Below are 25,446 nucleotides of genomic sequence, written 5' to 3' on the forward strand. Positions count from 1 at the left end.
CTAACGGAGCCTTTCAATCTTTGGTACAATTATTAAGAATAAGAGAAGGAGCGGTATTAAATGGCAAAGCAACTATTATTAATTGATGGTAACAGCATTGTTTTTCGGGCATTTTTTGCGATGCACAACCAGATTGATAAATTTACTAACAAGGACGGTCTGCACACGGCAGCTATTTATGGCTTCAAATTAATGCTTGATCATGTTTTAGCAAATTTTCATCCAGATGCAGCATTAGTCGCTTTTGATGCTGGTAAGGTTACTTTTCGAACCAAAATGTATGGCGACTATAAGGGTGGCCGGAGTAAGACTCCCGAAGAATTAACCGAGCAACTTCCGTATGTCCGTGAACTAGTAAAAGATTCTGGATTACATAGTTATGAATTAAAGGGCTATGAGGCTGATGATATTATCGGAACCCTCGCTAAGGAAGGCGATGATGCTGGTTATGAGACGTTAATCGTTACAGGTGACCGTGACTTAACCCAACTCGCCAGTGAACATACTACGGTAGCAGTTACCCATAAGGGAGTTACTGATACTGAACATTATACGCCAGAACATGTTCAAGAAAAACTTGGGATCACACCAGCTCAGATTATCGATATGAAAGCTTTAATGGGTGATACTTCTGATAATTATCCTGGAGTTACCAAAATTGGGGAAAAGACCGCAATTAAGCTTGTAAAACAGTTTGGTTCTGTCGAAGGTATTTATGAAAATATTGATAAATTGAAAAAGAGCAAGATGAAAGAACACCTAATTGAAGAGGAAAAGATTGCTCGACAGTGTAAGACGTTAGCCACAATTTTGCGTGACGCACCGGTTGAAATTAAGCTAGCAGATCTTGAATATAAGGGCCCGCAAACAGAAAAACTAATTGATTTCTACCAGAAGATGGATTTTCAGTCATTCTTGAAGAAAATGGCTGTTTCACCAGATGATCAGGACATTGAAACTGCACCGATTGAGTATACAGAACTAACCGCTGATAACCTGGATCTAGTTGCTAAATTAGGTGATCGGGGAAGCTTTTACTTAGAGATGCCGGATCCAAACTATCATACTTCACCATTTGCCGGCTTTGCGCTGGGCAACGATAAACAGTGGTTAGTAAGTCGTGATCCTGAATTGCTGAAGACTCCTGAACTCAAAAGCTGGTTAACAGATTCTAAGATCAAGAAGGACGTTTTTAATGCAAAAGCACAGATTGTTGGCTTGAACCGATTAGGAATTGCTCTTGATGGAATTGATTTTGATCTTCTTCTGGCATCCTATCTTTTGAATACTAATGACAATAGCAATGATCTGGGAAAATTAGCTCATGAGCATGGATATGATGATGTGCAAACGGATGAAGAGGTTTATGGAAAGGGAGCTAAGAGGGCAATCCCTGATGATGATCAGCTGTTCTTTCAGCACCTTGCCAATAAGGCACGGGCAATTGAACAATTGCGCCCTCAATTATTTGAACAGTTAAAGAAAAACGAACAGTTACCTCTTTATACTGATATTGAATTGCCACTAACCCAGGTCTTAGCCAAAATGGAAATTACTGGGGTTCATGTTGACGCGCAAACGTTAAAGAATATGGGGAGCAAGTTAACTGAACGGCTCACGGAGATTGAAGAACAGATTTATCAAGAAGCTGGCGAAGAGTTTAACATTAACTCTACTAAACAGCTTGGTAAAATTCTCTTTGAAAAGTTAAAGCTACCTGTTATTAAGAAAACTAAGACAGGGTATTCAACAGCTGTTGACGTTCTCGAAAAATTAGCTCCCCAGGCACCAATTGTGGAAAATATTCTTCAATATCGTCAGATCTCAAAGCTTCAATCAACGTATATTAAGGGACTGCTAAAAGTTATTCATTCGAGCGATCAAAAGATCCATACCCGTTATTTACAAACATTAACCCAAACTGGACGCTTATCGTCGGTTGATCCTAATCTACAGAACATCCCAGTACGATTACCAGAAGGGCGGCTTATTCGTCAAGCGTTTGTCCCGAGTCATGAAGGGTGGCAGATATTCTCTTCTGATTATTCACAGGTTGAATTACGAGTTCTCGCTCATATTACAGGTGATCATAATCTTCAGGAAGACTTTAAGAACGGTGAGGATATCCATGCCAGTACAGCTCGCCGGATTTTTCATTTAAAGCCGGATCAAGAGATTGACCGTAATATGCGTCGGCGGGCAAAGGCAGTTAACTTTGGAATTGTTTATGGGATTAGTGATTATGGGTTAGCCCAACGAATTCACGTTAGCCGCAGTCAAGCTCATGAATTCATTCAAAATTACTTTAAAGAATTCCCAAAGGTTAAGGATTATATTCATAACACGATTGAATTTGCACGGCAAAATGGGTATGTTGAAACGATTACTCATCGTCGCCGTTACTTACCAGACATTAATGCCAAGAGCTTCAGTCGGCGTTCATTTGCTGAACGAACCGCAATGAATACGCCAATTCAGGGAAGCGCTGCGGATATCATTAAAATTGCAATGATTAAGATGCAAGATGAATTAGAAAAGCGTCAGTTAAAGGCTAAGATGCTTCTCCAAATCCATGACGAATTGGTCTTCGAAGCGCCAAAAGAAGAGATTCCAGTATTGAGTAAACTGGTTCCTGATGTAATGGATTCAGCGGTTAAACTTTCTGTTCCGTTAAAGGTCGATAGTAAATATGGTGACACGTGGTATGATCTAAAGAAATAATTTGAGGAGGAAGGATAGATGCCGGAATTACCAGAAGTTGAAACGGTCCGTCGGGGATTATTAAAGATTGCTGCAGGACGGAAGATTAATGGAATTAATGTTCATTATGGTAAGACAATTACTAATGATGTTGAACAGTTTAGGCAGTCGCTGATTGGCCAGACAATCAAAACTGTTGACCGTCGTGGCAAATACCTTCTTTTTCGGTTTAGTAATCACCTAACAATGGTTTCTCACTTGCGTATGGAGGGCAGTTACTATACACAACCGGCAGGGACTTCGGTTGATAAGCATACTCATGTTGTTTTTAAATTTACGGATGGAACAGAACTTTGCTACCGTGATACTCGGAAATTTGGCCGAATGACACTAGTAAAAACTGGCGATGAGATGACAGTTGGCGGGTTAAAAACAATTGGTCCAGAGCCCACTGCTACTGACTTTAAGGTTGACTACTTTAAACGAATCTTGCGACGAAGCCGTGGAAAAATAAAACCGTTTTTGCTTAATCAACGACATGTTGCTGGATTAGGAAATATCTATGTTGATGAAGTCCTTTGGATGAGCGGGATCAATCCTGAACAGCCCGCTAACACCCTTACTGATAAACAGATCCAGGTCCTACATGATAACATTATTCAAGAGTTATCCAGGGCAATTGAGTATAAAGGGACAACTGTTCATACGTTTAAAAATGCGTTTGGCGATGCTGGTGCATTTCAGGAGCAGTTAAATGCGTATGGTCACGGTGGCGATCATTGTCCGCGCTGTGGTACAAAAATGGTGAAAATAAAAGTTAATCAGCGAGGAACCACATTTTGTCCACATTGCCAACCATTATTGGAGATGAAAAATGACTAAGCTGATTGGATTAACTGGTGGAATTGCAACTGGTAAATCAACTGTTAGTAATTTGTTAAGGTTAAGTGGGTATCCGGTAATTGACGCGGATCAGGTGGTTCGTCAGCTCCAAACCGCACATTCAAAGGGGTTAGAACGGTTAACAGCAGTATTCGGGAGTGGGATCTTGAATGCTGACCAAACGTTAAATCGGCAGGCGTTGGGTTCCCTTGTATTCAGTGATCAAACTAAATTAGCTAAGTTGAATATGATAATGCAGCCATTGATTCGTGAAGAGATCTGGCGACAGGTAAAGAACTACCAAAAACAACAAATTCCGTATGTAATTTTAGATGCTCCGCTCCTATTTGAGGAAAACTATACTGATGAATGTGACCTGGTCGTGGTTGTTACTACCGATCATCAAATCCAGGTCCAACGATTAATGAAGCGGAATGGGTATTCGCAAACTGAAGCAGAGCAGCGGATTGACTCTCAGATACCATTAGCAAAGAAGAAACGATTGGCTGATATTGTAATTGATAATAACGGAAGTAAGGAAGAATTAAAACGACAAGTTGCTGGATTAATTGATCAGATGCATAATAATAAGTTATGATAAAATGAAAACTATTTAATAGTAAGCAAGGAGGAAGGCCAGATGCGTTGTCCACACTGTCATAAAAACGGTTCGCGTGTTGTTGATAGTCGGCCAAGTGAAGATGGCACTTTTATTAGACGACGTCGAGAATGCATTCACTGTGGTTTCCGGTTTACCACTTTTGAACGGTATGAAGAGACCCCATTATTGGTGATAAAAAAAGATGGAACACGGCAAGAATTTAGTCGTCAAAAGATTTTAAACGGGATTGTTAGATCCGCAGAAAAACGTCCTGTTAGCATGGAGCGCCTAACAAAAGTAACTGATAAAATTGAAAAAGAAGTTCGCAGCCTTGGTGAAAATGAGGTCTCCAGTCAGGTGATCGGTAAATTTGTCATGCAAGAATTGAAAGACATTGACGAAATTGCCTACATTCGTTTTGCAAGTGTTTACCGTCAATTCAAGGATGTTGATGCGTTCATGAACGAGCTGGAATCCATGATGAAAAATAGCGATAAGAAGTAAAGGGGAACGAGGCCATAATGACTAAAAGCAAATCAATATTTGATCCAGGGGCTGGATATATTGTTACTGCTAGCCACCAATGGTCGAATTTTAATGAAAATGTTTTTGAACTTTTTTACCAGCCAATATTAGGAACAGCTGCATTTGCGATGTTTCATGCCTTAAGAACACAATTGAACGAAAAACCAGCAATTAGTGATCGGCATCTCCAATCTCAATTACTAGTTCAGCTTAACGCAGGATTGCAGACAGCTGAAGAAGGCATTCAACGCCTGGAAGGAACCGGGATGCTACGGACTTTTGCCCAAACTGATCAGCTTGGTGATTTATTCGTTTATGAGCTTCAGTCAACACTTACGCCAGCTGAGTTTATCAATGATAACCTTCTTAGTATTCTGCTGCTAGAGGCTGTTGGCGAGGCGCGTTTTAAGGAGTTGGGTGAATTTGCTAACCGTTTTACCTTAGGAAATCGTCAAGCAACATTAAAAGAAATTACCCATAACTTCTTTGATGCTTTTCATGTTGATGATCAGCGGATTACACATTTACCGACAGAGATCGCTACTACTCGCAAAAAAATAGTTAGTGAAAAGAAACCAGAGAAAGAGGTAGCTACTGTTGATTTTGACTGGCCGACTCTAGTGCAATTGTTAAAGAGCCAGCCCATAACCGAAAGGGATCTAAGTAGTAATCGTGATTTAATAGAAGTTGAGCACCAACTCTATGGAATTGATGAACCGACAATGGCCCGACTGATTACCAAATCAACTGATTTGACAACAAGCAAAATTCGTCCGCAGCGACTTAAACAAATTATAGCTGAGGAATACCGGGTCGATGCTAAGCGGCCGGACAAAGAAAAAGTTAGTGAAGAAAAGAGAACAACTGCATTTTCGCAGGAAGAACAACAGTTAATTGAAACATGTAAATACTATGCACCGGTGACGTTTCTTCAACAGCTAAAACAACAGATGGGTGGCTTTGTGACTTCAGGAGAACGGGCGATTATTCGGAACTTAATTCAGGAACAACGATTAGATGCAGGCGTTGTTAATATTCTTTCATGGTATGTAATTGCATCGCTTAAACGACCGACACTTCAAGCAAATTATGTAAATGCGATTGCTAATAACTGGATGCGTGCTGGAGTGGCGACCGCTGAAGAAGCGCTTGCCCATATCCATGAGTTTAACGATCAAAAGGCGCAGAAACGTACTAGTCGTCAAACAAACTATTATCGCCAGCGAACTACTACTGTTCGCGAAAAGATGCCAGCATGGGCTAATGAAGATGAACAGCAAATCAAGAAGCCAACACCAGAACAATTAGAGCGGCTTCGTCAACGGTTAGCAAGGCGAAAAAAGTCGGGTGGCTCTGAAGGGGATGAGAGTAAATGAAATCGTTAAGTAAAACAATGAAAGAAATTATGAAGAGCCAAAATTTCGGTCCTGCTTATGAGCAAATGATCAGTCAGGTTCTGAATGATCCAGAAGTTGCCACCTTTTTGAAGAATAATTCTCAAAAACTTTCACCACAAGCAGTTGAGCGAGGCGAGGCCAAGCTTTATGAATACTTTCACGAAAAACAATTGATTAATAAGGGAACGGCCACGGTAGCGCCGGGTTATTCCCCGCAATTGATTGTTAATGCGGGACAAATTGACGTAACTTATGTGCCTACCAAAAAACTGCTTGAGCAACAACGGCAAGCTCATATTAAGCAACTGGTTTCTTCAATTAATATGCCTAAGTTTATTCATGGGGCTTCCTTTGATCGATTTTATATTGATGAGCCGTACCAAACAGAAACACGGAACATTGCTTTAAATGCAGCCCTTGATTTTGTTGATCAATATTCTCCAAATGAATTTCATCCCGGATTATATCTTTACGGTCGGTTTGGTGTTGGGAAGACTTATCTTTTGGGAGCAATTGCCAACGAGCTTGCCCAACAAAAGGGTGTTGCAACAACGATGATGCATTTTCCGAGTTTTGTTGTTGAGATGCGTAATTCAATTAAGACAAATAATTTGGGCTCAAAACTTGATGCGGTAAAAAAGGCCCCAGTATTAGTGCTTGATGATATTGGTGCTGATGCAATGACCACTTGGGCCAGAGACGATATTCTTGGTGTTATCTTAGAATATCGAATGCAAGAAGAACTTCCAACATTCTTTAGTTCAAACTTTTCAATGGATGAGCTTCAAGACCACTTGACGGTGAATGTAAAGGGAGAAGAAGAGCCGGTTAAGGCAAGTCGGATTATGGAACGGATCAAGTTCCTTTCTCGTCAATATGAAATGGCTGGGGCCAATCTTCGTGATAAAGGATAAAAATATTTAATGCTATCCCTTGACATTGAATGATCGCTTTAGTATTCTAGATAACGTTGAAAGAAAAAGCAGGAGCACCCGCTTCTCGCCTAGGTGATAAGAATTGCCGGGCTGACGAGTTAAATAAGAACAATAATAGTGTTGTTTATTATTAGCGGGGTGTAGAATGCACTCCGCTTTTTGCTTGATCTTTCGCTAATAAAATTGGAGGTGCGTTGCCATAGCTCAAGATATGATTGTCAATAACGGTATTCGTGCTCGTGAAGTACGGCTAATTGGTCAGGATGGCGAACAGTTAGGAATTAAGTCAAAACGCGAGGCGTTACAATTAGCTGAAGATGCTAACCTTGATTTGGTTTTGGTAGCCCCAAAGGCGCGGCCAGCTGTTGCCCGGATCATGGATTACGGAAAGTACCGTTACGAAATGCAAAAGAAAGAGCGTGAAGCTCGAAAGAAGCAAAAGACTGTAACGGTTAAGGAAATTCGGTTGAGCCCTTCAATCGATACGAATGACTTTAATGTCAAATTGAAGCGAGTTCGTAAGTTTATTGAAAAGGGCGATAAAGTTCGTGTTTCCTTACGATTCCGTGGTCGTGCTATCACCCATAAGGATATCGGTCGTGACATGATTGAAAGAATGGCCAAAGAAACTGAGGACATTGCAACAGTTGTACAACGACCAAAGATGGAAGGGCGGAGTATTTTCTTAACTCTTGCCCCAGCTGCTGATAAAGCAAAAAACTAATTTAAGAAAGTAGGGAATTTTTCTTATGCCAAAGATGAAGACTAACCGTGCCGCTGCAAAGCGTTTTAAGCGTACTGCTAATGGTGGATTCAAGAGTGGTAATTCATTCACCAGTCACCGTTTCCACGGTAAGACCAAGAAGCAACGTCGTCAATTACGTGGCTTGAGCATGATGGACAAGTCCAACGTAAAACGTTACAAGAAGTTACTCCCATTTAAGTAAACTTCGTTCGAAATAAGAAAAACACGTAGGAGGAATTCAACATGCGAGTTAAAGGTGGAACTGTTACGCGCGCACGTCGTAAGCGCATTATGAAATTAGCAAAGGGTTACCGTGGTTCAAAGCACCGTCTTTTTAAGACTGCTAAGGATCAAGTAATGAAGAGCTACACTTATGCTTTCCGTGACCGGAAGGTTAATAAGCGTAAGTTCCGTGAACTTTGGATTGCCCGGATTAACGCTGCTGCACGCATGAACGATATTAGCTACAGCAAGTTAATGCATGGCTTGAAGTTAGCTAACATTGACATTAACCGGAAGATGTTAGCTGATTTGGCTGTTAACGATGCTGAAGCATTCAAGGCTATCGTTGACGAAGCAAAGAAGGCTCTTAACTAAGAGTTCTTAAAATGAAGCAACGGTCATTGGTGAGTAGCCAGTGGATCGTTGCTTTTTTATTTTCCCAGATTAATTAGGCCGTTAAGAGTAGCGGTTGGAAGAAACAATCGTTATAATTAGAATAATAGTAATTATTTGAGAGGTATGACTTTGTTAGAAGAGTTTAAACCAACATGGATGGTAGAGAGTATTTATTCAGTTTCTCCTGAACAATTAAAGGCTCATGGTATTCGTGCTGTTTTTAGTGATTTAGACAATACTTTGATCGCTTGGAATAATCCGGAGGGAACACCGGAATTACATCAGTGGATGGCAGAACTAAAGGAAGCGGGGATCCCGTTAATTGTTATTTCAAATAATAACAAGAAGCGAGTTGCCAAAGCTGTTGCTAATTTAAAACTACCATTCATGTCACGTTCCTTAAAACCGTTAAGCTTTGGGATTACCCGAGCTCGTAAAAAACTAGGCTTAGCTAAAAATGAGGTAGTAATGGTTGGTGATCAGCTAATGACGGATATGCTGGCTGCTCATCAAGCTGGAGTTCGGAGTATTTTGGTTAAGCCAATCGTCCAAACTGATAAGTGGACTACCAGAATGAATCGGTTGATAGAAAAGTATGTCTGGCGTGAATTGCGCCGGCATTATCCAAATTTAAAATGGCAGGAGGATTTGAATGACTGAAGAAAAACAAAATCGTGATGATTTAAGATGTATTGGTTGTGGAGCAAAGATTCAAACGACTGATCCCAAAGAGCCCGGCTATACTCCTCAATCAGCACTCGAAAAAGGATTGAAGAACAATGAATTATATTGCCGACGTTGCTTTAGACTCCGGCATTATAATGAAATTGCCCCAGTTTCTTTGAGTGATGATGACTTTCTTCGTCTTCTTAGTCAAATTCGGAATGATAATGCGCTAATTGTTTATGTTGTTGATATTTTTGATTTTAACGGTAGTATAATTCCGGGATTGCATCGTTTTGTTGGTTCAAATCCAGTTTTACTTGTCGGCAATAAAGAAGACTTGTTACCTCGTTCGTTAAGACGTTTGAAGCTTCGTGATTGGTTACGTCAGCAAGCTAATTTAGCAGGATTACGGCCAATTGATACGGTTCTTGTATCTGCCAAAAAGAATCATCAAATTGATTACTTGTTAGAAGAGATTGATAAATATCGGCAAGAACGGGATGTCTATTTTGTTGGGGTAACTAACGTTGGTAAATCAACACTGGTTAACCAAATAATTAAACAACAAACAGGGATTAAAGAACTAATTACAACGTCTAAATTCCCGGGAACAACCTTAGATAAAATTGAAATTCCGCTTGATGATGGTCATCAGTTAATCGATACTCCAGGAATTATTCACCAGCATCAAATGGCTCATGTTTTATCAGCTAAGGATTTAAAGTATGTTTCACCACAGAAGGAAATTAAGCCACGGACTTATCAATTGGATCCGGAACAGACTATTTTTATTGGTGGAGTAGCTCGTTTTGATTACTTAACAGGTCATCATGCGGGGATAATTGCTTACTTTGATAATAACCTTCCCCTTCATCGGACAAAGCTGAGCAATGCTGATCGCTTTTATGAAAAGCATCTTGGCGAATTATTAACACCACCAACGAAAGACGAATTAAAAGAATTTCCACCATTAGAACGTCAAGAGTTTCACTTATCCGAGAAGAGTGATGTTGTGTTTGAAGGCTTGGGCTGGATCACTGTTCCAGCAGGGACAACCGTTGCTGCCTGGGTCCCAAGGGGTGTTTCAAGTTTAGTACGGCGAGCAATGATTTAAAAAAGAGGTATAGAATGGAATTAAGAGGAAAACAAAAACGTTTTTTAAGGGCACAAGCTAACCATCTTCAACCAATTTTTGCGGTTGGTAAGGAAGGATTAACTCAAAACTGGGTTGATCAATTAGATGGGGCATTAGATCATCGAGAATTAATTAAGGTTAATATTCTCCAAAATTCTGATGTGACGCCTAAAGATGTTCAACACTTTATCGAGAGTCAAACGGAAATTCAGGTTGTTCAAATCATCGGTCGGGTACTAGTTCTTTTTAAGGTATCTGCAAACAAGGATGCTCGGGAATTATCATCACGGGTAAAGAAGATCTAGTTGAGGTGAAGCTTTTTGCAACAGTGTGGAGTTTTAACAAGTACAAAAACAGCTACTAAGTCACAACCCCAACTTGCTCCTAATCAGCAGCGCCAGCGGATCGGCCTATATGGCGGAACATTTAATCCAGTTCATAATGCTCATTTACTTGTGGCGGATCAGGTTCAATCCTTATTGTGTTTAAATCGGGTTGATTTTATGCCGGATTTTATTCCTCCGCATATTGATCATAAAAGTGCTATTGATGCTCAAGAACGGGTTGACATGTTAAAGTTAGCAATTAGTGATAATAGTCGTTTTGGAATTGAAATGGCAGAGCTGAAACGTGGTGGGGTCAGTTATACCTATGACACAATGAAGCAATTGCTGGAACAAAACCCGTTAACGGAATATTACTTTATCATTGGTGGTGATATGGTAGATTACTTGCCGAAATGGCACCAAATTAATGACCTAGTAAAGCTACCCCGTTTTCATTTTGTGGGAGTTCGTCGGCAAGGCGCGAAGAACGAAACCAACTATCCGGTAATTTGGGTTGACATTCCGTTAGTTGCTTTTAGTTCAACTGATATTCGTCATCGAATCTCAACGGGGCAGTCGATTAGGTACATGGTTCCAGAAAAGGTTGCACAATACATAAAGGAGCACCGACTTTATCATGAGTGAAGAGCAAATTAAATATCAAAAACACTATATTCCATTAACTCGGGACGAATTGATAGAACGTCTGCACTTAGCATTACGTCCGAAACGCTTTAATCATGTACTTCGAGTTGAGAAAACAGCAATTAAATTGGCAAAGACTAATGGAGTTGATCCCGAAAAGGCTAGTATCGCTGGTCTTTGTCATGATTATGCAAAGCAACGTCCAGATGATGTTTTTATCCAAGTAATTAAGGATAAAAAAATGTCACCAGAATTGTTAAACTGCGGGAATGCCATTTGGCACGGTGTTGTTGGTGCTGAGTTGTTAAAAGATGAGCTCGGCATTTGGGATGAGGATATTCTAAATGCGGTTCGGCATCATACAACTGGGGCTGCAATAATGAGTAAGCTAGAACAAGTAATTTATATGGCAGACTATATTGAACCAGCACGGGATTTTGATGGAGTTCAAACAGCACGAAAAATTACGGCTGATGATCTTGGTGCTGGGGTTGCATATCAGACTAAACATACTCTTCAATATTTGATTGCAAATAATAAACCCGTTTACCCAAAGACAATTGAAACCTATAATGCTTGGGTACCAAAATATGAAAGGAAGATAAATTAGATGGATAGTAAACAACTATTAGAAATGGCAGTTAAAGCCGGTGACGGTCGTCGGGCTGAGGATATTGTTGCTTTAAAGGTCGACCAAATTAGTCCAATGGCAGATTACTTTGTGATTATGACTGGTGGCTCTGACCGTCAAGTACAAGCAATTGCCAATGCGATTATCGAAAAAGCGCATGAAGAAAAAGTTAATATTGGAAGCGTCGAAGGGAAAAATCATGCCCAATGGGTACTAATTGATCTTGGCGATGTTGTTGTTCACGTTTTCCGTGAAGAAACGCGGGCCTTTTATAACCTTGAAAAGTTATGGTCAGATGCACCAATGGTTAATATTAGTGAATGGGTTAATGATTAATGATTTACCAGAGCTTTGCCCAACTATACGACCAATTATTTGACCAGCAGCTGTATAATCGTTGGCTTGATTTTACCTTGAATTACGGACAAGTTATTGCGGAGAGTAAAGTCTTAGAGCTTGCTGGAGGTGCTGGTCGTCTTGCTGTAATGTTAGCTCAACGCCACTATGATGTTACGGTTGCCGATTTTTCTTCTGAAATGTTAAGCCTTGCAAGTCAACATGCTGATGAAGCAGGAGTTAATTTGAAAATTATTGAGGCCGACATGCGGAACCTTACTAATTTACCTCAATATAATTTAGTGACCTGCTATGCTGATTCGCTAAACTACCTAGATGACATAGCTGCCGTGCGGATGACTTTTCGTCAGGTTTATGAGCATTTGACCACTGATGGTATCTTTTTATTTGATATGATAAGTCCCTATAAAACTGATGTTGTCTATCCAGGCTATATGTATAACTATGAAGACGAGGATCACCGCCATGCATTTATGTGGCGAAGTTTTATGGATGATGAGGTTAAGCATGGGGTAATCCATGAGTTAGCTTTTTTCAATCAGTTAAGCAATGGTGAGTATCAGCGGGTTGGCGAAACTCATTTTGAGCGAGCCTATCAGTTGGTAGAACTGCAAACAGCGTTAAATCAAGTTGGCTTCAAACGGATTGAGGTCTACAGTAACTTTGGGCAAAATAAGGTAACTGATAAAGATGAGCGGTGGTTCTTTAAATGTCAGAAATAGGAACTAGGATGCATGCAGTTGGGTTAGTTACCGAATATAACCCGTTTCATAATGGGCACATTTATCATATTGAGCAGGCAAAAAAGATTACGAATGCTGATGTAGTAGTTGCGGTAATGAGTGGTAATTTTACTCAACGTGGTGAACCGACAATTCTTGATAAATGGCAGCGAACACGAGCAGCACTGGCAAACGGTGTTGATCTAGTAGTAGAATTACCTGTTTTTATGGCTGTTCAGCCTTCTCATCGCTTTGCAGCGGGAGCACTACAATTACTAAACGATTTACAGGTAACTGATGTGGTTTTTGGTGCAGAACACCCATCGTGGGATTTTTCAAAGCTTGTAACGGCAGAAAGGCATTTTAATGAGAAATCTTTTGAACAATTTAATGCAACCTATGCAACGCAATTTAACCAACAATTAAATGAATTAACTGGTCATCAGTTAACAGATCCAAACGATATTTTGGCTTTTGCGTACTATAAAGCAATCATTGACAATCAGTATCCAATTGCCCTTCACCCAATTAATCGCTTGGGAAGTCAGTATCATGATCAAACGGTTACCGGTACAATTGCTAGTGCAAGCGCAATTCGCAGGGCAGTTGAGCTTCACGAGGCAATTGACCGAGTAACGCCCGCAGAGACTGCAACTGCACTAGCTAAATTAAAAAAATTACCAAAGTGGGAACAACTATACCCGTTATTAAGGAATTTTCTAATTCAAACGCCAGTAGAAGAGCTTCACCAGATTTACCAAATGGCTGAAGGATTAGAGTATCGTTATCGTGAGGCTGCAGAATGCGAATTAACGTTTCAAGGCTTTATTCATCGCGTGAAAACAAAACGGTATACCTATTCACGCTTACTCCGTGTGTGCCTGTATGCCGTAATGGAAATTACAAACTCTCAAATAGCTCAGGCCGGTGCTCATCCATACTTGCATGTTCTTGGATTTACAGAACGGGGACAAGGGTATTTGCACCAGGTTAAAAAGAAGGTGGAATATCCTTTGTTAACCAAGATTGGTCAGGATGAACATGATGGCTTAGTTAATTTAGATTATCGGGCAGGAAAGTTATATCAAATGTTTACTGACGTGGAACAAGACGTTAAACATGCACCAATTATTGTTCGTAAAGGGAATTAAAAGTGTCAAGGATAAAACATTGACAAGCAAATTTGTGACTAGTATAATTGTGCTTGTTGCATTAGGAGGTTAATACGATGAAATGGTCAATAGCAGAGTTGCATCGTTATTCAGATGAACCGCTACACATTCAGACAACCCTCGATTTAAACCAGATTTTAACAACATCATTTCCGGACACCATCTTGGCTGTTCAACCAGTTAAGGTTGATGGATATGTTAGTTATGATCAGGGGGATGTTACCATTAGTACTCATGTACAGACAACGGTAACTGTGCCTTCTAGTCGATCATTAACACCCGTAGCATTGCCACTCGATTTTTCGTTTACAGAGACATATGTAGATGATCCTGCACACCTTTCTCGTTATGAAGATGACGAGGATAATGATGCGATTGTCTTTGTCTTAAAGCACGGTGAAAAGATTGATTTTGATGAAGCCGTGGCCGAAAACATTGTTGAGCAAATTCCGCTACGAGTTCTTTCTGATGATGAACGTGATGGTAAGTCATTACCAAACGGGAAAGGCTGGGAAGTTATCACTGAAGATGACTATAAAGCTAATCAGCAGAATGCTAAAAAAGTTGATCCACGTCTCGCTAAGTTGAAAAAACTATTTCCTGATCAGGATGAAAAAAAGTAGCGGACGGTTAACAACCATTTGTGGATAATTAATTTCTTAGGAGGTGTCAAACATGGCTGTTCCAGCACGGAAGACTTCAAAGACTAAGAAGCGTATGCGTCGGGGTCACATCAAGTTGAGTGTACCTGGTCTTGCACCTTGCCCAAACTGTGGTGAACTTCGCAAGTCACACATGGTATGTCCAAATTGTGGCTACTACGATGGCAAGCAAGTTGTTGATACTAACAACTAATATCAATATTAAGAAAGATCCTTTTCTAGGCGCCGGACCTGAAAGGGTCTTTTTATTTTTAAAATTTAATTTATTACGTGGACATTACTTCAAACATCTGAAGTGCCTCATAATTGTTAGACAAAAGTTCTAACGATTGTGAGGCACTTTTTATGACTAAATACAAACCTGACTTTAAAGCTAAAATTGTCCACGAATATCTGACTACTCCACAAAGTTCTCGAGCCTTGGGGCGCAAATACAGTATCAGTAGCCGACTGATCAGGAAATGGATTCAAAGATATCGCTTAAGTGGGATAGACGCCTTGAAACGGCGTCGTCATCCACGAACCCTTACCGCAGATTTTAAGTTGAGTGTGATAGACTACTACCAAACTCATGAGGAATCGATGGTTAAAGTAGCGGCTCGATTTGACGTGCAAGCGTGCCAAATTTCACTTTGGCGGTCACAGTTCAAGCGAGATGGTATTGAAGCCTTGAAACCTCACCCGAAAGGTAGGCCGTCAAAGGTGAAACATACTAAGAAACGACTTCGTCGTCTTACTAATAAGACTGAAGTGGAACGTTTAAAAGAAGAACTTGCCAAGAAAAGCCAAGAACTCTATGACACAAAATTGGAACGTGACATCTTAAAAAAATCGTTGGCCCTGTTCGGACCCTCCAAGGCAAAGAGAAAACGCAAATAGTTGATCAGATCAGGGCAGATCAAGCATCGCTACCGAAGAAATATCGCTATAAGATTGGTGACATTCTCCATAAAATCAACCTTCCTAAGGCTACTTACCATGATGAGCGCAAGCGCATCGCTAACCATCATGATAAATATGCGAGTGTTAAGCAAGTGATTCTTAGCGTGGCTAAAGAAGGGCAAGTCCGCGGACGATGGACCTACGGTTATCGTCGCGTGAACCAAAAACTGCGGGCAATGGGCATTCATTTGGCGGACATGACGGTGAACAAGTTGATGGCGAAATTAGATGTTCAAGTGGCACTGTATAATCGCCACCGTAGTGGTAAATACTCATCTTATGAAGGTAATGTGGGCACAGTTGCGGATAATCTACTAAAACAACAATTTCAGGCCACCATTCCTTATCAAGTCCTCCACACAGATGTTTCTCAAGTTCGCTTAGCTAATCACAGTTGGGCTTATATTTCCTCAATTATCGATGAAGCCAGTAAGGAAGTTTTAGCCTTCCAATTGAGTCAACATCCTGATCGACAGTTGATTACCGCTACTCTCAACGAGCTATGTACAAAGCTGCCTGATAATGCTCAACCAATTATTCATTCTGATCAGGGGTGGCACTATCAACTGGGGTACTATACCCAAAAGTTAGCTGATAATCACTTTATTCAAAGTATGTCCCGTAAGGGAAATTGTCATGATAACGCACCAATGGAGAGTTTCTTTCACCTGTTTAAGACAGAGTTATTAGATGGTTTCCCACCATGTAAAGACTTAGCTGAATTAAAATCACTCTCAGCTCAATACATTCATTACTTTAATTACCAACGTATCTCCTTAAAAACAAAAGGTATGACTCCGGTTGAATACCGAAATCATACCTTGGTAGCTTAAATAATCAATTTTGTCTAACTTTTTTGTTGCACTTCACATCACCATATTAAGGCTGGGGTTTATTAGAAAATTGTGATAAAATTATTGTGTTTTATTAATGTGCGAAATAAGAATTAATTGTGTAGGTGAAAGCAATGAGTCGAATTTTAATTATTGAGGATGAAGAAAATTTAGCAAAGTTTGTTGAGATGGAGCTTAAGCATGAGGGTTATGAGACCGATGTTGAATTAGATGGTCGTGCAGGACTGCAAGCAGCTCTTAACCAGGACTTTGATCTCATTTTACTTGATTTAATGTTACCAGAACTAAACGGGATTGAAGTCGCTCGACGGGTTCGTGAATTAAAAAATACACCAATTATTATCATGACTGCTCGGGACTCTGTGATCGATCGAGTATCTGGCTTTGATCATGGTGCAGATGATTATATTGTAAAGCCGTTTGCAATTGAAGAGCTTTTAGCTCGTGTTCGTGCTTTGTTACGGCGAATCAATATTGAAGATAGCAGCAATAAGGAACATCAGACGACTGTCCAATATAAGGACTTAACAATTGAAAAAGAGAATCGGGTTGTTCGTCGTGGCGATGAGGTAATCAACCTTACTAAGCGAGAATATGAACTTCTTCTGATCCTAATGGAAAACATTAATGTTGTAATGTCACGGAAAGAACTACTGAGTAAAGTTTGGGGCTACGATTCTAAGGTTGAAACTAACGTGGTTGATGTTTACATTCGTTACTTACGGAATAAAATTGACCAACCTGGTGAGAAGAGCTACATCCAAACAGTTCGGGGTACAGGATACGTTATTCGTTCCTAGGATTGACTGATGGAAAAATCACAAAAACAAAAGAAATTTTTCTCGTTAAAATTAAAATGGGCGTTAGGAACTTCTATTGGTTCTTTCTTGATCTTTTGCATGGTCGCGATGTCGCTGTTCAGTGCTTTTACGCAGAATCTCTTAAGTTCTGAGCGTGAGCTGCTTAATTCAGGAATGAACGTAATCAGTCAGCAGCTAGGACGCAGTAACACAGTCTTAAGCAAGACCGGGATTAATAATATTATTATTCCTGAGCATGAACGGGATGATTTTGTTAATGGCCAACGTTATCGGCGACCAATTATTCAAGAATTAAGTGATTCGCACCTGATTGTTAACATCTATACTCCTAACAAGCAGAATATCTTTAGTACTGGTAAGCCGCTAAGTCATTTCCAATTCTCACAGGACAAACGAATTAAAGAGGTTCCTGGTCCCAAGCATAATGTTCTTGCTGGAACGCAAGCAATTTATTCTAATAGGAATCACCAGTTGATTGGTTACCTAAAAGTAGAAAATAGTCTAAATGCTTACTATAAGAGTTACAATCAATTCAAATTAGTTTGTTTCTTTGCTATGTTACTAGTGATTCTAACAAGCGGATTACTAGGCTACTTCTTATCGTACTTCCTTCTTCAACCATTAAGCGATATTCATGATACGGTAAAAGAAATTAGTGAGGACCCGACAAAGAATATTCGGGTTCCTGTAACGGGAAGAAATGATGAGTTAGCAGAGTTAACTGCAATGTTTAACGAAATGTTGGACCGAATGCAACGGTATATCGATCAGCAATCGCAATTTGTTGGTGATGTGAGTCATGAATTACGAACACCGGTCGCAATTATTCAGGGACATTTGGAAATGCTTCAGCGCTGGGGAAAGGATGATCCTCAAGTATTAGCGGAGTCACTAAATGCTTCTCTTGCCGAAACAAAAAGAATGAAGAACCTGGTTCAAGAGATGCTCGATTTGAGTCGTGCGGAACAGGTCGAAATTAACTTCCGTAATCAACAAACAGTTGTTAATGACGTGGTTCATCAAGTATTTAATAATTTTAAAATGCTTTATCCAGAGTTTACTTTTACTTTAGATGATGATCTTCATTCACCGGTTATTAGTAATATCTACCGTGATCATCTAGAACAGGTATTGGTAATTTTATGTGATAATGCGATTAAGTACTCACAGGAGCGGAAAGAGATCCATATCTCGCTTTCTCGTGGGATGAATACTGTTGAGATTGGTGTCCAGGATTTCGGTGAAGGAATTGCTCCTGAAGATGTTAAGAAGGTCTTTGACCGCTTTTACCGAGTTGATAAGGCGCGTAGTCGGAAAAAAGGTGGCAATGGGTTAGGACTTTCTATTGCCAAACGATTAATTGAAGGCTATCATGGTTCGATTACCCTTGAAAGTTCATTAGGTGGTGGCTCAATTTTTCGGATAATTTTACCGATCGTTGAAGAAGATAACCTAGATACAGATACTAAATGAGAAATTGTTTTAATATCTTTGAAGTAAAGTGAATTACTAAGTTAATTGTGACTTTATTTTATTCTCAGTGATGGGGAGTATTTTGATAAATACGAATAAGGATTCTGGTTCATTGTCAATCATTATTGATTGATGGTGAACCATTTTTTATTAATTGAAATACCTTAAGCACCGACAGATGGAGAATTATTTATCAGTACTGAATATTTGTAGAACCGGAATTTCAAAGTGCGAGATTTTCGTACTCTGAGCGCTTATTTTGTTCTATCCTAGCTGACTAGTATTATAACGAGGTAACAAAAAATAATTTGGTACCAAAATATATTGACAAAAATAATTACTAGTAATATATTATATGCATCGGTACCGAAGCATATAATATATTAAGTAGGAGAAATGATATGATTATCCATCAACTGATTGGCTTAATAGTGATGATAGGGATCTTAATCCTTATTTTATCTAGTAACACGTTATCAACTGCTGACGTGAAGAAAAATTAGTTAAACTAGCAAAAAATTGGTAAAGAAAGGGAGAGTTAATAATGACTGAAATTAGTAATATGGAATTAATTAAAAAAATGTTGAAGAGCTTAGTGATTCTCAGGAAAAGTTCATTTGCAAATGCTCATCAGCCATTCCAAGGTTCAATGCCTGGTTTTGGCTTGGGAAGAGACGGTCAAGAATTTCCAGGCAGGGGAATCGGACCCAACGGAATGTTTAACGATCATCAATTTTCACCAAGAAGTAGGCGAACAATGTCGGGAGATCGGCCAATGAATGGCGCCTTTTCAATGATGAACGGTCGGCAACCAGACTTTTCAGGGCGTCAAGGATTAGTTCGGGAAAATCTGCTAACGATTATTGTCGCTGCTCCTGAGGGAATTCGTGCAAAGCAAATTGCTGCTCAAGCTGGTATTAACCAATCATCTGTTTCGGAATCGCTTGGGAAGCTAGAAGATGATGGTTATATTAGGCGAACAACCGATCCTACTGATAAACGAGCTACCCTAATCTTCTTAACTGACCTAGGAAAGGCGCGTGCAAGCGAAGTTGAGGATCAACAAAAGGAAATGTTTGGTCATTTATTCGACTGTTTAACAGCAAATGAAAAAGCAGAATTAGGACGGTTACTAGACAAGATTATTGCTGGTAATAAAAAATAGCTAGTCAAAATAATAAGTGGAGATGAGAGAATATGAACGAACGACATGGCGGACTTCGAGTAGAAAAGGGGCATGGCCGCTTTAATTTTCGAAGCTTCTTTAAATTAATTAACCAGGTTCATCCTAAATATTGGCAGTTCATTTTGGGGATTATAATTGGACTGATTGCTACTGGAATCAATTTATGGGTTCCTAAGATGGCCCAAAAGCTAATCAATAGTTATAATGGTCACTTAGATAAAGAATTAGTCGTAATCACAATTGGCTTATTTATTGCTGGAATAATTATTAGTGCCTTTTCTGGTTTAATTCTTGGTGTATTTGGTGAGAATGTTGTGGCTAACCTCCGGCGTGAGTTATGGGGAAAATTATTAAAGCTACCTGTTCGCTACTTTGATCGGACTAAAACCGGTGAAATTGCTTCGCGTTTATCTAACGATACTTCTCAAGTGAAGAACCTCTTAGCAAATACCGTTCCCAATGCGTTGACATCCTTACTGCAGTTCGTCGGTGCGTTAGTGATCATGATTGCAATGGACTGGAAAATGACGGCGATTATTTTTATCACGGTCCCAATTGTTTTTGTCGCTGTAATGCCGGTAATGAAGATTGCTGGACGGATTGGCTGGAAGCGGCAAGATGAATTGGCAAATTTCGCCGGAGACTCAACTAATATTCTTAGTGAAATTCGCTTAGTAAAATCTTCAAATTCGGAGAAAAAAGAATTAGTTACCGGAAAACAACGAATTAATAACCTATACAATATTGGTGTTAAAGAAGCAAAAATCAACTCGTTAACGACCCCATTAACAAATATGATGATGATGGTGCTCTTCATCGGTGTTTTAAGCTATGGTGCGGTCCGTGTAATGAACCATTCATTATCAATGGGGACGCTAATTTCCTTCTTAATGTATCTTTTCCAAATGATGGGTCCCGTTATGATGGTTAGTCAATTATTTAACGAGTTAGCTAAGACTAGTGGCTCAACTGAACGGATCCAAGAAATGCTCAATGAAGATGAAGAAAAGGCTAAAGCAGAAAAAGAGATTACGGTAATTGATCAGCCATTGAAACTAGAACATGTTGACTTTGCGTACGAAGAAGGAAAGCAAATTTTACATGATATTAATGTGGTTGCTAAACCAAATACCGTGGTTGCTTTTGCTGGTCCGTCTGGTGGTGGAAAGACGACGATCTTCTCGCTGATTGAACGTTTCTACCAGCCAACTGCTGGAACAATTAAAATCGGTAATGAAAACATTGATAATATCAGTCTTAGTTACTGGCGAAAACAAATTGGCTTAGTTGGTCAAAATTCAGCGGTAATGCCAGGAACGATTCGCGAAAATCTGATCTATGGCTTGGACCGTGAAGTGAATGATGATGAACTATGGCGGGTATTAGAAATGGCGTATGCAGATAAGTTCGTTCGGGAATTAGACAACCAACTTGATACTGAAATTGGTGAACGTGGTGTTAAAATTTCTGGTGGTCAACGACAACGAATCGCAATTGCTCGGGCATTCCTGCGTAATCCAAAGATCTTAATGCTTGATGAAGCAACCGCTAGTCTCGATTCTGAATCAGAATCAATGGTTCAAAAAGCATTAGCAACCCTGATGAAGGGACGAACTACCTTAATAATTGCGCATCGTTTAAGTACCATTGTAGATGCTGATCAAATTTACTTTATTGATCATGGAACAGTTTCAGGATCCGGTACTCATAAGGAATTAATTAAGAGTACACCGCTTTATGCTGAATATGTTCACAATCAATTTAAGGCAAGTAATGGAGAAAATTAAACAGAATATTGGATAAAGGATGGGAGCGTAAAAACGAAGTCATTTATGACCTCGTTTTTACGCTCCTGTTTGTGTACTGGACTGTTCATACTTTATCTAAGCAATAGGGCTTATGTCACGGCTTCATAATTATATATAAAGAGCAATGAATTGTGATCGTTTGTACAAATTTTGTTGATTTAGGCTTATAATGTAAGCGGATAACTTAATATTGTTAAGGAATTGGAATAAGGAGTTGAAGATCCGTGGCGACGGAAAAGAAAAAGTTAATTACGACACCAACGCTGGTCTTGATGATCATTTCGACCATTTATGGATTCGGAAATGTTTCGATTGCCTATGCTCAGATGTCATATGCTGGAATGTTTTGGTATATTATTGGGGGAATCTGTTTTTTCTTCCCGTGTTGTTTAATGATGGCCGAGTATGGTTCAGCATTTAACGAAGCAAAAGGGGGAATCTACTCTTGGCTAGCGGGTTCAATTGGCGAAAAGCTTGCATTCATTGGAACGTTTATCTGGCTTGCTAGTTGGGTCCTGTGGATTATTTCGAGTGCTTCACGACTTTGGATTACGTTATCAGCATTGCTTTTTGGGCGCGATACTACGCAAAGTTGGCATATTGGCGCTTTAGATTCGACGCAGTTGATCGGGATTTTGGCAATTATTTTTGTAATCGTTGTTACCTGGTTAAGCTCGCGGGGAATTAATGGTATTACAAAGATTAGTTCCTTTGGTGGTGCCTTCATGATCATAATGAACTTTATCTTTATTTTTGCTAGTTTAATTACGATTATTGCAAATCATGGTGTTCCGGCACAGCCAATTGATGGAATTAAGACATTTTTTGTATCGCCTAATCCATCATTTCAAACACCAATTGCAATTATTTCATTTGTAGTTTATGCGATCTTTGCATATGCAGGAATGGAAAATCTTGGTGGGGTTACTGATAGTATGAAAAATCCTTCAAGAACTTTTCCTAAGGGGTTAACAATTGGGGCTATCTTGACCATTGGTAGTTATGTATTAATGATTGTAATGACTGGATTTAGTGTAAATTATAATCAAGTAATTGCTAAATCAAGTGTTAATCTGGGGAATGTAACATATGTTGTTTTCCATCGTTTAGGTTACATGATGGGCGTTTCTCTAGGGTTAAGTCATGGAGTAAATCTATTCTTAGGAGATTTATTTACCCGGTTGATTGCCCTTGCCGGGTTAATGGGGATGCTTGGTGCAATGTTTATCCTTGTGTATACGCCAATTAAGTCTTTTATTATGGGATCAAACCCTGATTTATGGCCAGCACGTGTTACCAAGTTGAATCAACATGGAATGCCCGCTTTTGCAATGTGGATTCAAGCAATCATTATTTCAGTAATTATCTTTCTAGTAGCCTTTGGTGGTTCTGCGGCAGCTAGTTTTTATCAGATCCTAACTGATATGGGGAATGTTTCCACTTGTGCGCCATATATTTTCTTGGTTGGAGCATTTCCAGCATTTCAGCGGAAAGATATTCCACGTGAATTTGTGGCATTTAAGAATCGCTTTTGGACTAAGGTTCTGGTATGGTTTGTCGAAATTATTGTTTGTTTGGGAATCATCTTTACTTGTATCCAGCCGATTTTGGATCATGATTATCAAACAGCCTTTTGGACAGCAATTGGACCGGTCTTCTTTGGAATCGTTGCGTGGGTGCTTTATGATTATGCATCTAAGCATGCCCGAGCATAACTAAAAACAACCTAAGATTATTTTCGTTCTGAACTAATCTTAGGTTGTTTTAATTTTAAATATCATTGTATTGAATAATCCGTTGATGAATTAAGACGATTCCAATTCCCGTGACAATTAGTTCAGTTAACGGAACTGCTGCCCAAACGCCCTTAAGGCCAAAGAAAAACGGCAGAATAAATATTAATGGTAGGAGAACCAGGTAACCGCGGAGCAGTGATAGAGCAAACGAAGCACGAGCTGAATTAGTCGCTGTTAAGAACAAAATAAAGAGGTAATTTAAGGCGCTGAAGAAGGCGCTCGTGAAGTAAATTGGTAGTCCTACAGCGGCATAATGAACGAGCTGAAGTGAATTTTGAGTATTAAAAAGACCGATGATTGGGTACTTAAATGTAGTTAAGATGATAAATTCAGTAAGTGCTAACGCAAGTGTAATGATGATCCCAACCCTTAATGCGTGCGATACGTTGCTGAAATGGTGTTCACCGTATTCGCGACTAGCAACTGGTTGAACTCCGAGGGCAACCCCGTTAGCAATTGCTAGAACCACGATTGCAATGTTTGAAATAACACCATAAGCCGCAACGGCATAGTTGTTTGCTAGCATTAAAAGAACATGGTTAAAGAAGAAGACGCTAACACCGGTGCTTAATTCATTTAGTGCTGCCGCAGAACCTAGTCGTGCTGATTCAATGAGTGGCTTAAAGGAAGGACGAACAAAGTGAAAGTGAAGTCGACGATTTTTAAATTTCCGGTGAAATGATAAAACTACTAGACTAATTGCGGGTGAAAAGATTACTGCTAAAGCGGCTCCCTCCATTTTTAAACCGAGGCCAAAGATGAAGAACCAGTCAATGATAATTACTGATGATGTTTCGATAACAGTCGCCAACATGGTTAAGGTTGGGTTGCCATCATTACGAATAAAGTTGATACTAACATAGTTGCACATTACAAATGGGCCACACCATGCCACTATTCGTACATAGGTAATAGCGAGTTCTCTTGTAGCATTATTGGCACCGAGAAAGTCAACAATTCCGACTGAAAAAATGTCAATTAGAATTGCAAGTGCTATTCCCAGAATTGCCGCGGAGATCATTAGTGAGCTGTATAATGATTCAATCCGCTCAGGGTGGAGAATTTTATTTAGCGAAAAAATTGTTGCACCACCAACACCGAGTAATAAACCAAGGGCGTTAAAGAGATTAAAGATGGGCAGAGCAAGGTTAAGCGCAGTTAATCCTAATGCGACCGCAGCAATTGAAATAAAAAGGGTGTCAATCAAAACATAAATTGATGTTCCAAGCATGGCAATAATGTTTCGACTAACATAATGAAAAACTTCTTTAGTGATTGGCAAAATAAAAACCTCCAGATTAGCTTCCCATCCTCCAGAAATTTGGACGCCTGTTTGGAAAGTAAAATAATTTATAAACAAAACCCGGCGATTTTGTGGCTCTTATTTCATTAACTTTATCTTAGCAAATCGAGTGTAGCGGTAAAAGAGGTGGACCTTAGATTAGGATCCCATTAAGGTGATCAATCTCGTGTTGGACGATCTCTGCAGCTATATCTGAGAGCTGTAAGGTTTGTAAACGCCAATCTTGATCACGGAAGGTAACCTTAATTTGACGATAACGCGTAGCCGCTCTTTTTCCGGGAAGTGAAAGGCAGCCTTCAGTTGCCTGATATGGCTCTTGTTTTTGAGTTATCTGTGGATTGTACATTACCATGTTAATTGGACCAAGGCTTGCAATAATAATTGCCTTATTGATGCCAATCATATTTGCTGCCATCCCAATGCATTCTGCTTGGTGTGCATTTAAAGTATCTTTGAGATCGATACCAACATTAAGATCTTGCTTTGTTGCAGGGATAGCACGTTGTTGTAAAAGTATTTGATCGTGGTTAATTGGTTTAATCAT

At 39.6% G+C, this 25,446-nt stretch carries 28 protein-coding genes and 1 other annotated feature; of the genes, 26 read left to right on the forward strand and 2 right to left on the reverse strand.

Going from position 1 to position 25,446, the window contains the following annotated elements; translation table 11 throughout:
• Positions 1-60 precede the first annotated feature (60 nt).
• The 26 genes from polA to yjeM all read left to right on the forward strand — a co-directional run bounded on the left by polA (position 61) and on the right by yjeM (position 23,518).
• Positions 61-2,721, forward strand: a complete 2,661-nt coding sequence (gene polA / locus PRK60_RS03100; RefSeq protein ID WP_273646308.1) for a DNA polymerase I — start codon at positions 61-63, stop codon at positions 2,719-2,721.
• Positions 2,722-2,739: 18 nt separating this feature from the next.
• The gene (gene mutM, locus PRK60_RS03105; RefSeq protein ID WP_273646309.1) at positions 2,740-3,582 is read left to right on the forward strand and encodes a DNA-formamidopyrimidine glycosylase; all 843 of its coding nucleotides are present in this window, start codon (positions 2,740-2,742) and stop codon (positions 3,580-3,582) included.
• Entirely contained in the window at positions 3,575-4,180 is a 606-nt protein-coding gene (gene coaE, locus PRK60_RS03110) for a dephospho-CoA kinase (RefSeq protein WP_273646310.1), read from the forward strand. The genes mutM and coaE overlap by 8 nt, the downstream gene beginning before the upstream one ends.
• Before the next feature lie 42 nt (positions 4,181-4,222).
• Positions 4,223-4,687, forward strand: coding sequence for a transcriptional regulator NrdR (gene nrdR, locus PRK60_RS03115; protein WP_102169149.1), 465 nt, complete (start codon positions 4,223-4,225; stop codon positions 4,685-4,687).
• A 17-nt stretch (positions 4,688-4,704) separates the two neighbouring features.
• Complete coding sequence (locus PRK60_RS03120) at positions 4,705-6,084, forward strand: replication initiation and membrane attachment family protein (protein WP_273646311.1); 1,380 nt, start codon at positions 4,705-4,707, stop codon at positions 6,082-6,084.
• The gene (gene dnaI / locus PRK60_RS03125) at positions 6,081-7,019 is read left to right on the forward strand and encodes a primosomal protein DnaI (RefSeq protein ID WP_273646312.1); all 939 of its coding nucleotides are present in this window, start codon (positions 6,081-6,083) and stop codon (positions 7,017-7,019) included. The genes PRK60_RS03120 and dnaI overlap by 4 nt, the downstream gene beginning before the upstream one ends.
• Positions 7,020-7,079: 60 nt before the next feature.
• Positions 7,080-7,210 (forward strand) — a sequence feature (ribosomal protein L20 leader region).
• Positions 7,211-7,251: 41 nt separating this feature from the next.
• Positions 7,252-7,764: a translation initiation factor IF-3 gene (gene infC, locus PRK60_RS03130; protein ID WP_003717273.1), complete on the forward strand. Its 513-nt coding sequence runs from the start codon at positions 7,252-7,254 to the stop codon at positions 7,762-7,764.
• A 25-nt stretch (positions 7,765-7,789) separates the two neighbouring features.
• Complete coding sequence (gene rpmI, locus PRK60_RS03135) at positions 7,790-7,987, forward strand: 50S ribosomal protein L35 (protein ID WP_003715352.1); 198 nt, start codon at positions 7,790-7,792, stop codon at positions 7,985-7,987.
• Positions 7,988-8,028: 41 nt separating this feature from the next.
• Positions 8,029-8,382: a 50S ribosomal protein L20 gene (gene rplT / locus PRK60_RS03140; RefSeq protein WP_003717274.1), complete on the forward strand. Its 354-nt coding sequence runs from the start codon at positions 8,029-8,031 to the stop codon at positions 8,380-8,382.
• 150 nt (positions 8,383-8,532) lie between these two features.
• Positions 8,533-9,063 carry a YqeG family HAD IIIA-type phosphatase gene (locus PRK60_RS03145; RefSeq protein ID WP_148444568.1) on the forward strand — a complete coding sequence of 177 codons (531 nt, stop codon included), beginning with the start codon at positions 8,533-8,535 and terminating at the stop codon, positions 9,061-9,063.
• Entirely contained in the window at positions 9,056-10,183 is a 1,128-nt protein-coding gene (gene yqeH, locus PRK60_RS03150; protein WP_102169154.1) for a ribosome biogenesis GTPase YqeH, read from the forward strand. Before PRK60_RS03145 ends, yqeH begins: the two co-directional genes overlap by 8 nt.
• 14 nt (positions 10,184-10,197) lie before the next feature.
• Positions 10,198-10,509 carry a ribosome assembly RNA-binding protein YhbY gene (gene yhbY / locus PRK60_RS03155; RefSeq protein ID WP_102169155.1) on the forward strand — a complete coding sequence of 104 codons (312 nt, stop codon included), beginning with the start codon at positions 10,198-10,200 and terminating at the stop codon, positions 10,507-10,509.
• A gap of 15 nt (positions 10,510-10,524) precedes the next feature.
• Positions 10,525-11,175, forward strand: a complete 651-nt coding sequence (locus PRK60_RS03160) for a nicotinate-nucleotide adenylyltransferase (protein WP_273646313.1) — start codon at positions 10,525-10,527, stop codon at positions 11,173-11,175.
• Positions 11,168-11,785 carry a bis(5'-nucleosyl)-tetraphosphatase (symmetrical) YqeK gene (yqeK, locus tag PRK60_RS03165; protein WP_102169157.1) on the forward strand — a complete coding sequence of 206 codons (618 nt, stop codon included), beginning with the start codon at positions 11,168-11,170 and terminating at the stop codon, positions 11,783-11,785. The genes PRK60_RS03160 and yqeK overlap by 8 nt, the downstream gene beginning before the upstream one ends.
• Complete coding sequence (rsfS, locus tag PRK60_RS03170) at positions 11,786-12,142, forward strand: ribosome silencing factor (RefSeq protein WP_102169158.1); 357 nt, start codon at positions 11,786-11,788, stop codon at positions 12,140-12,142. It abuts the gene before it with no gap.
• Positions 12,142-12,885 carry a class I SAM-dependent DNA methyltransferase gene (locus tag PRK60_RS03175; protein WP_102169159.1) on the forward strand — a complete coding sequence of 248 codons (744 nt, stop codon included), beginning with the start codon at positions 12,142-12,144 and terminating at the stop codon, positions 12,883-12,885. Before rsfS ends, PRK60_RS03175 begins: the two co-directional genes overlap by 1 nt.
• Positions 12,886-12,893: 8 nt before the next feature.
• Positions 12,894-14,036, forward strand: a complete 1,143-nt coding sequence (locus PRK60_RS03180; protein ID WP_216972320.1) for a nucleotidyltransferase — start codon at positions 12,894-12,896, stop codon at positions 14,034-14,036.
• Between the two features lie 77 nt (positions 14,037-14,113).
• Positions 14,114-14,680: a YceD family protein gene (locus PRK60_RS03185; RefSeq protein ID WP_098044749.1), complete on the forward strand. Its 567-nt coding sequence runs from the start codon at positions 14,114-14,116 to the stop codon at positions 14,678-14,680.
• 52 nt (positions 14,681-14,732) lie between these two features.
• Positions 14,733-14,912 (forward strand): 50S ribosomal protein L32, encoded by a 180-nt coding sequence (rpmF, locus tag PRK60_RS03190; RefSeq protein WP_003717284.1) that lies wholly within the window; start codon positions 14,733-14,735, stop codon positions 14,910-14,912.
• A 152-nt stretch (positions 14,913-15,064) separates the two neighbouring features.
• Positions 15,065-15,598: a helix-turn-helix domain-containing protein gene (locus tag PRK60_RS03195; RefSeq protein ID WP_102169382.1), complete on the forward strand. Its 534-nt coding sequence runs from the start codon at positions 15,065-15,067 to the stop codon at positions 15,596-15,598.
• An 8-nt stretch (positions 15,599-15,606) separates the two neighbouring features.
• Positions 15,607-16,494 carry an IS3 family transposase gene (locus tag PRK60_RS03200; protein ID WP_260846181.1) on the forward strand — a complete coding sequence of 296 codons (888 nt, stop codon included), beginning with the start codon at positions 15,607-15,609 and terminating at the stop codon, positions 16,492-16,494.
• A gap of 134 nt (positions 16,495-16,628) precedes the next feature.
• A complete protein-coding gene (locus PRK60_RS03205) occupies positions 16,629-17,315 on the forward strand; it encodes a response regulator transcription factor (RefSeq protein ID WP_273646314.1) in 687 nt (228 codons plus the stop codon).
• 9 nt (positions 17,316-17,324) lie between these two features.
• Positions 17,325-18,809, forward strand: a complete 1,485-nt coding sequence (locus tag PRK60_RS03210) for a HAMP domain-containing sensor histidine kinase (RefSeq protein ID WP_102169451.1) — start codon at positions 17,325-17,327, stop codon at positions 18,807-18,809.
• Positions 18,810-19,353: 544 nt separating this feature from the next.
• Entirely contained in the window at positions 19,354-19,974 is a 621-nt protein-coding gene (locus tag PRK60_RS03215; RefSeq protein ID WP_273646315.1) for a MarR family winged helix-turn-helix transcriptional regulator, read from the forward strand.
• 32 nt (positions 19,975-20,006) lie between these two features.
• Positions 20,007-21,782, forward strand: a complete 1,776-nt coding sequence (locus PRK60_RS03220; RefSeq protein ID WP_273646316.1) for an ABC transporter ATP-binding protein — start codon at positions 20,007-20,009, stop codon at positions 21,780-21,782.
• Between the two features lie 293 nt (positions 21,783-22,075).
• On the forward strand, positions 22,076-23,518 hold the full coding sequence (yjeM, locus tag PRK60_RS03225) for a glutamate/gamma-aminobutyrate family transporter YjeM (protein ID WP_273646424.1): 1,443 nt from the start codon (positions 22,076-22,078) through the stop codon (positions 23,516-23,518).
• A 55-nt stretch (positions 23,519-23,573) separates the two neighbouring features.
• On the opposite strand, the gene PRK60_RS03230 is transcribed toward yjeM, so the two are convergent.
• Positions 23,574-24,896, reverse strand: a complete 1,323-nt coding sequence (locus PRK60_RS03230) for an MATE family efflux transporter (RefSeq protein ID WP_392391050.1) — start codon at positions 24,894-24,896, stop codon at positions 23,574-23,576.
• Positions 24,897-25,035: 139 nt separating this feature from the next.
• Entirely contained in the window at positions 25,036-25,446 is a 411-nt protein-coding gene (locus tag PRK60_RS03235) for a peptide deformylase (protein WP_273646317.1), read from the reverse strand.

This window comes from Limosilactobacillus portuensis (genome assembly GCF_028607025.1).
Classification (GTDB): Bacteria; Bacillota; Bacilli; order Lactobacillales; family Lactobacillaceae; genus Limosilactobacillus; species Limosilactobacillus portuensis.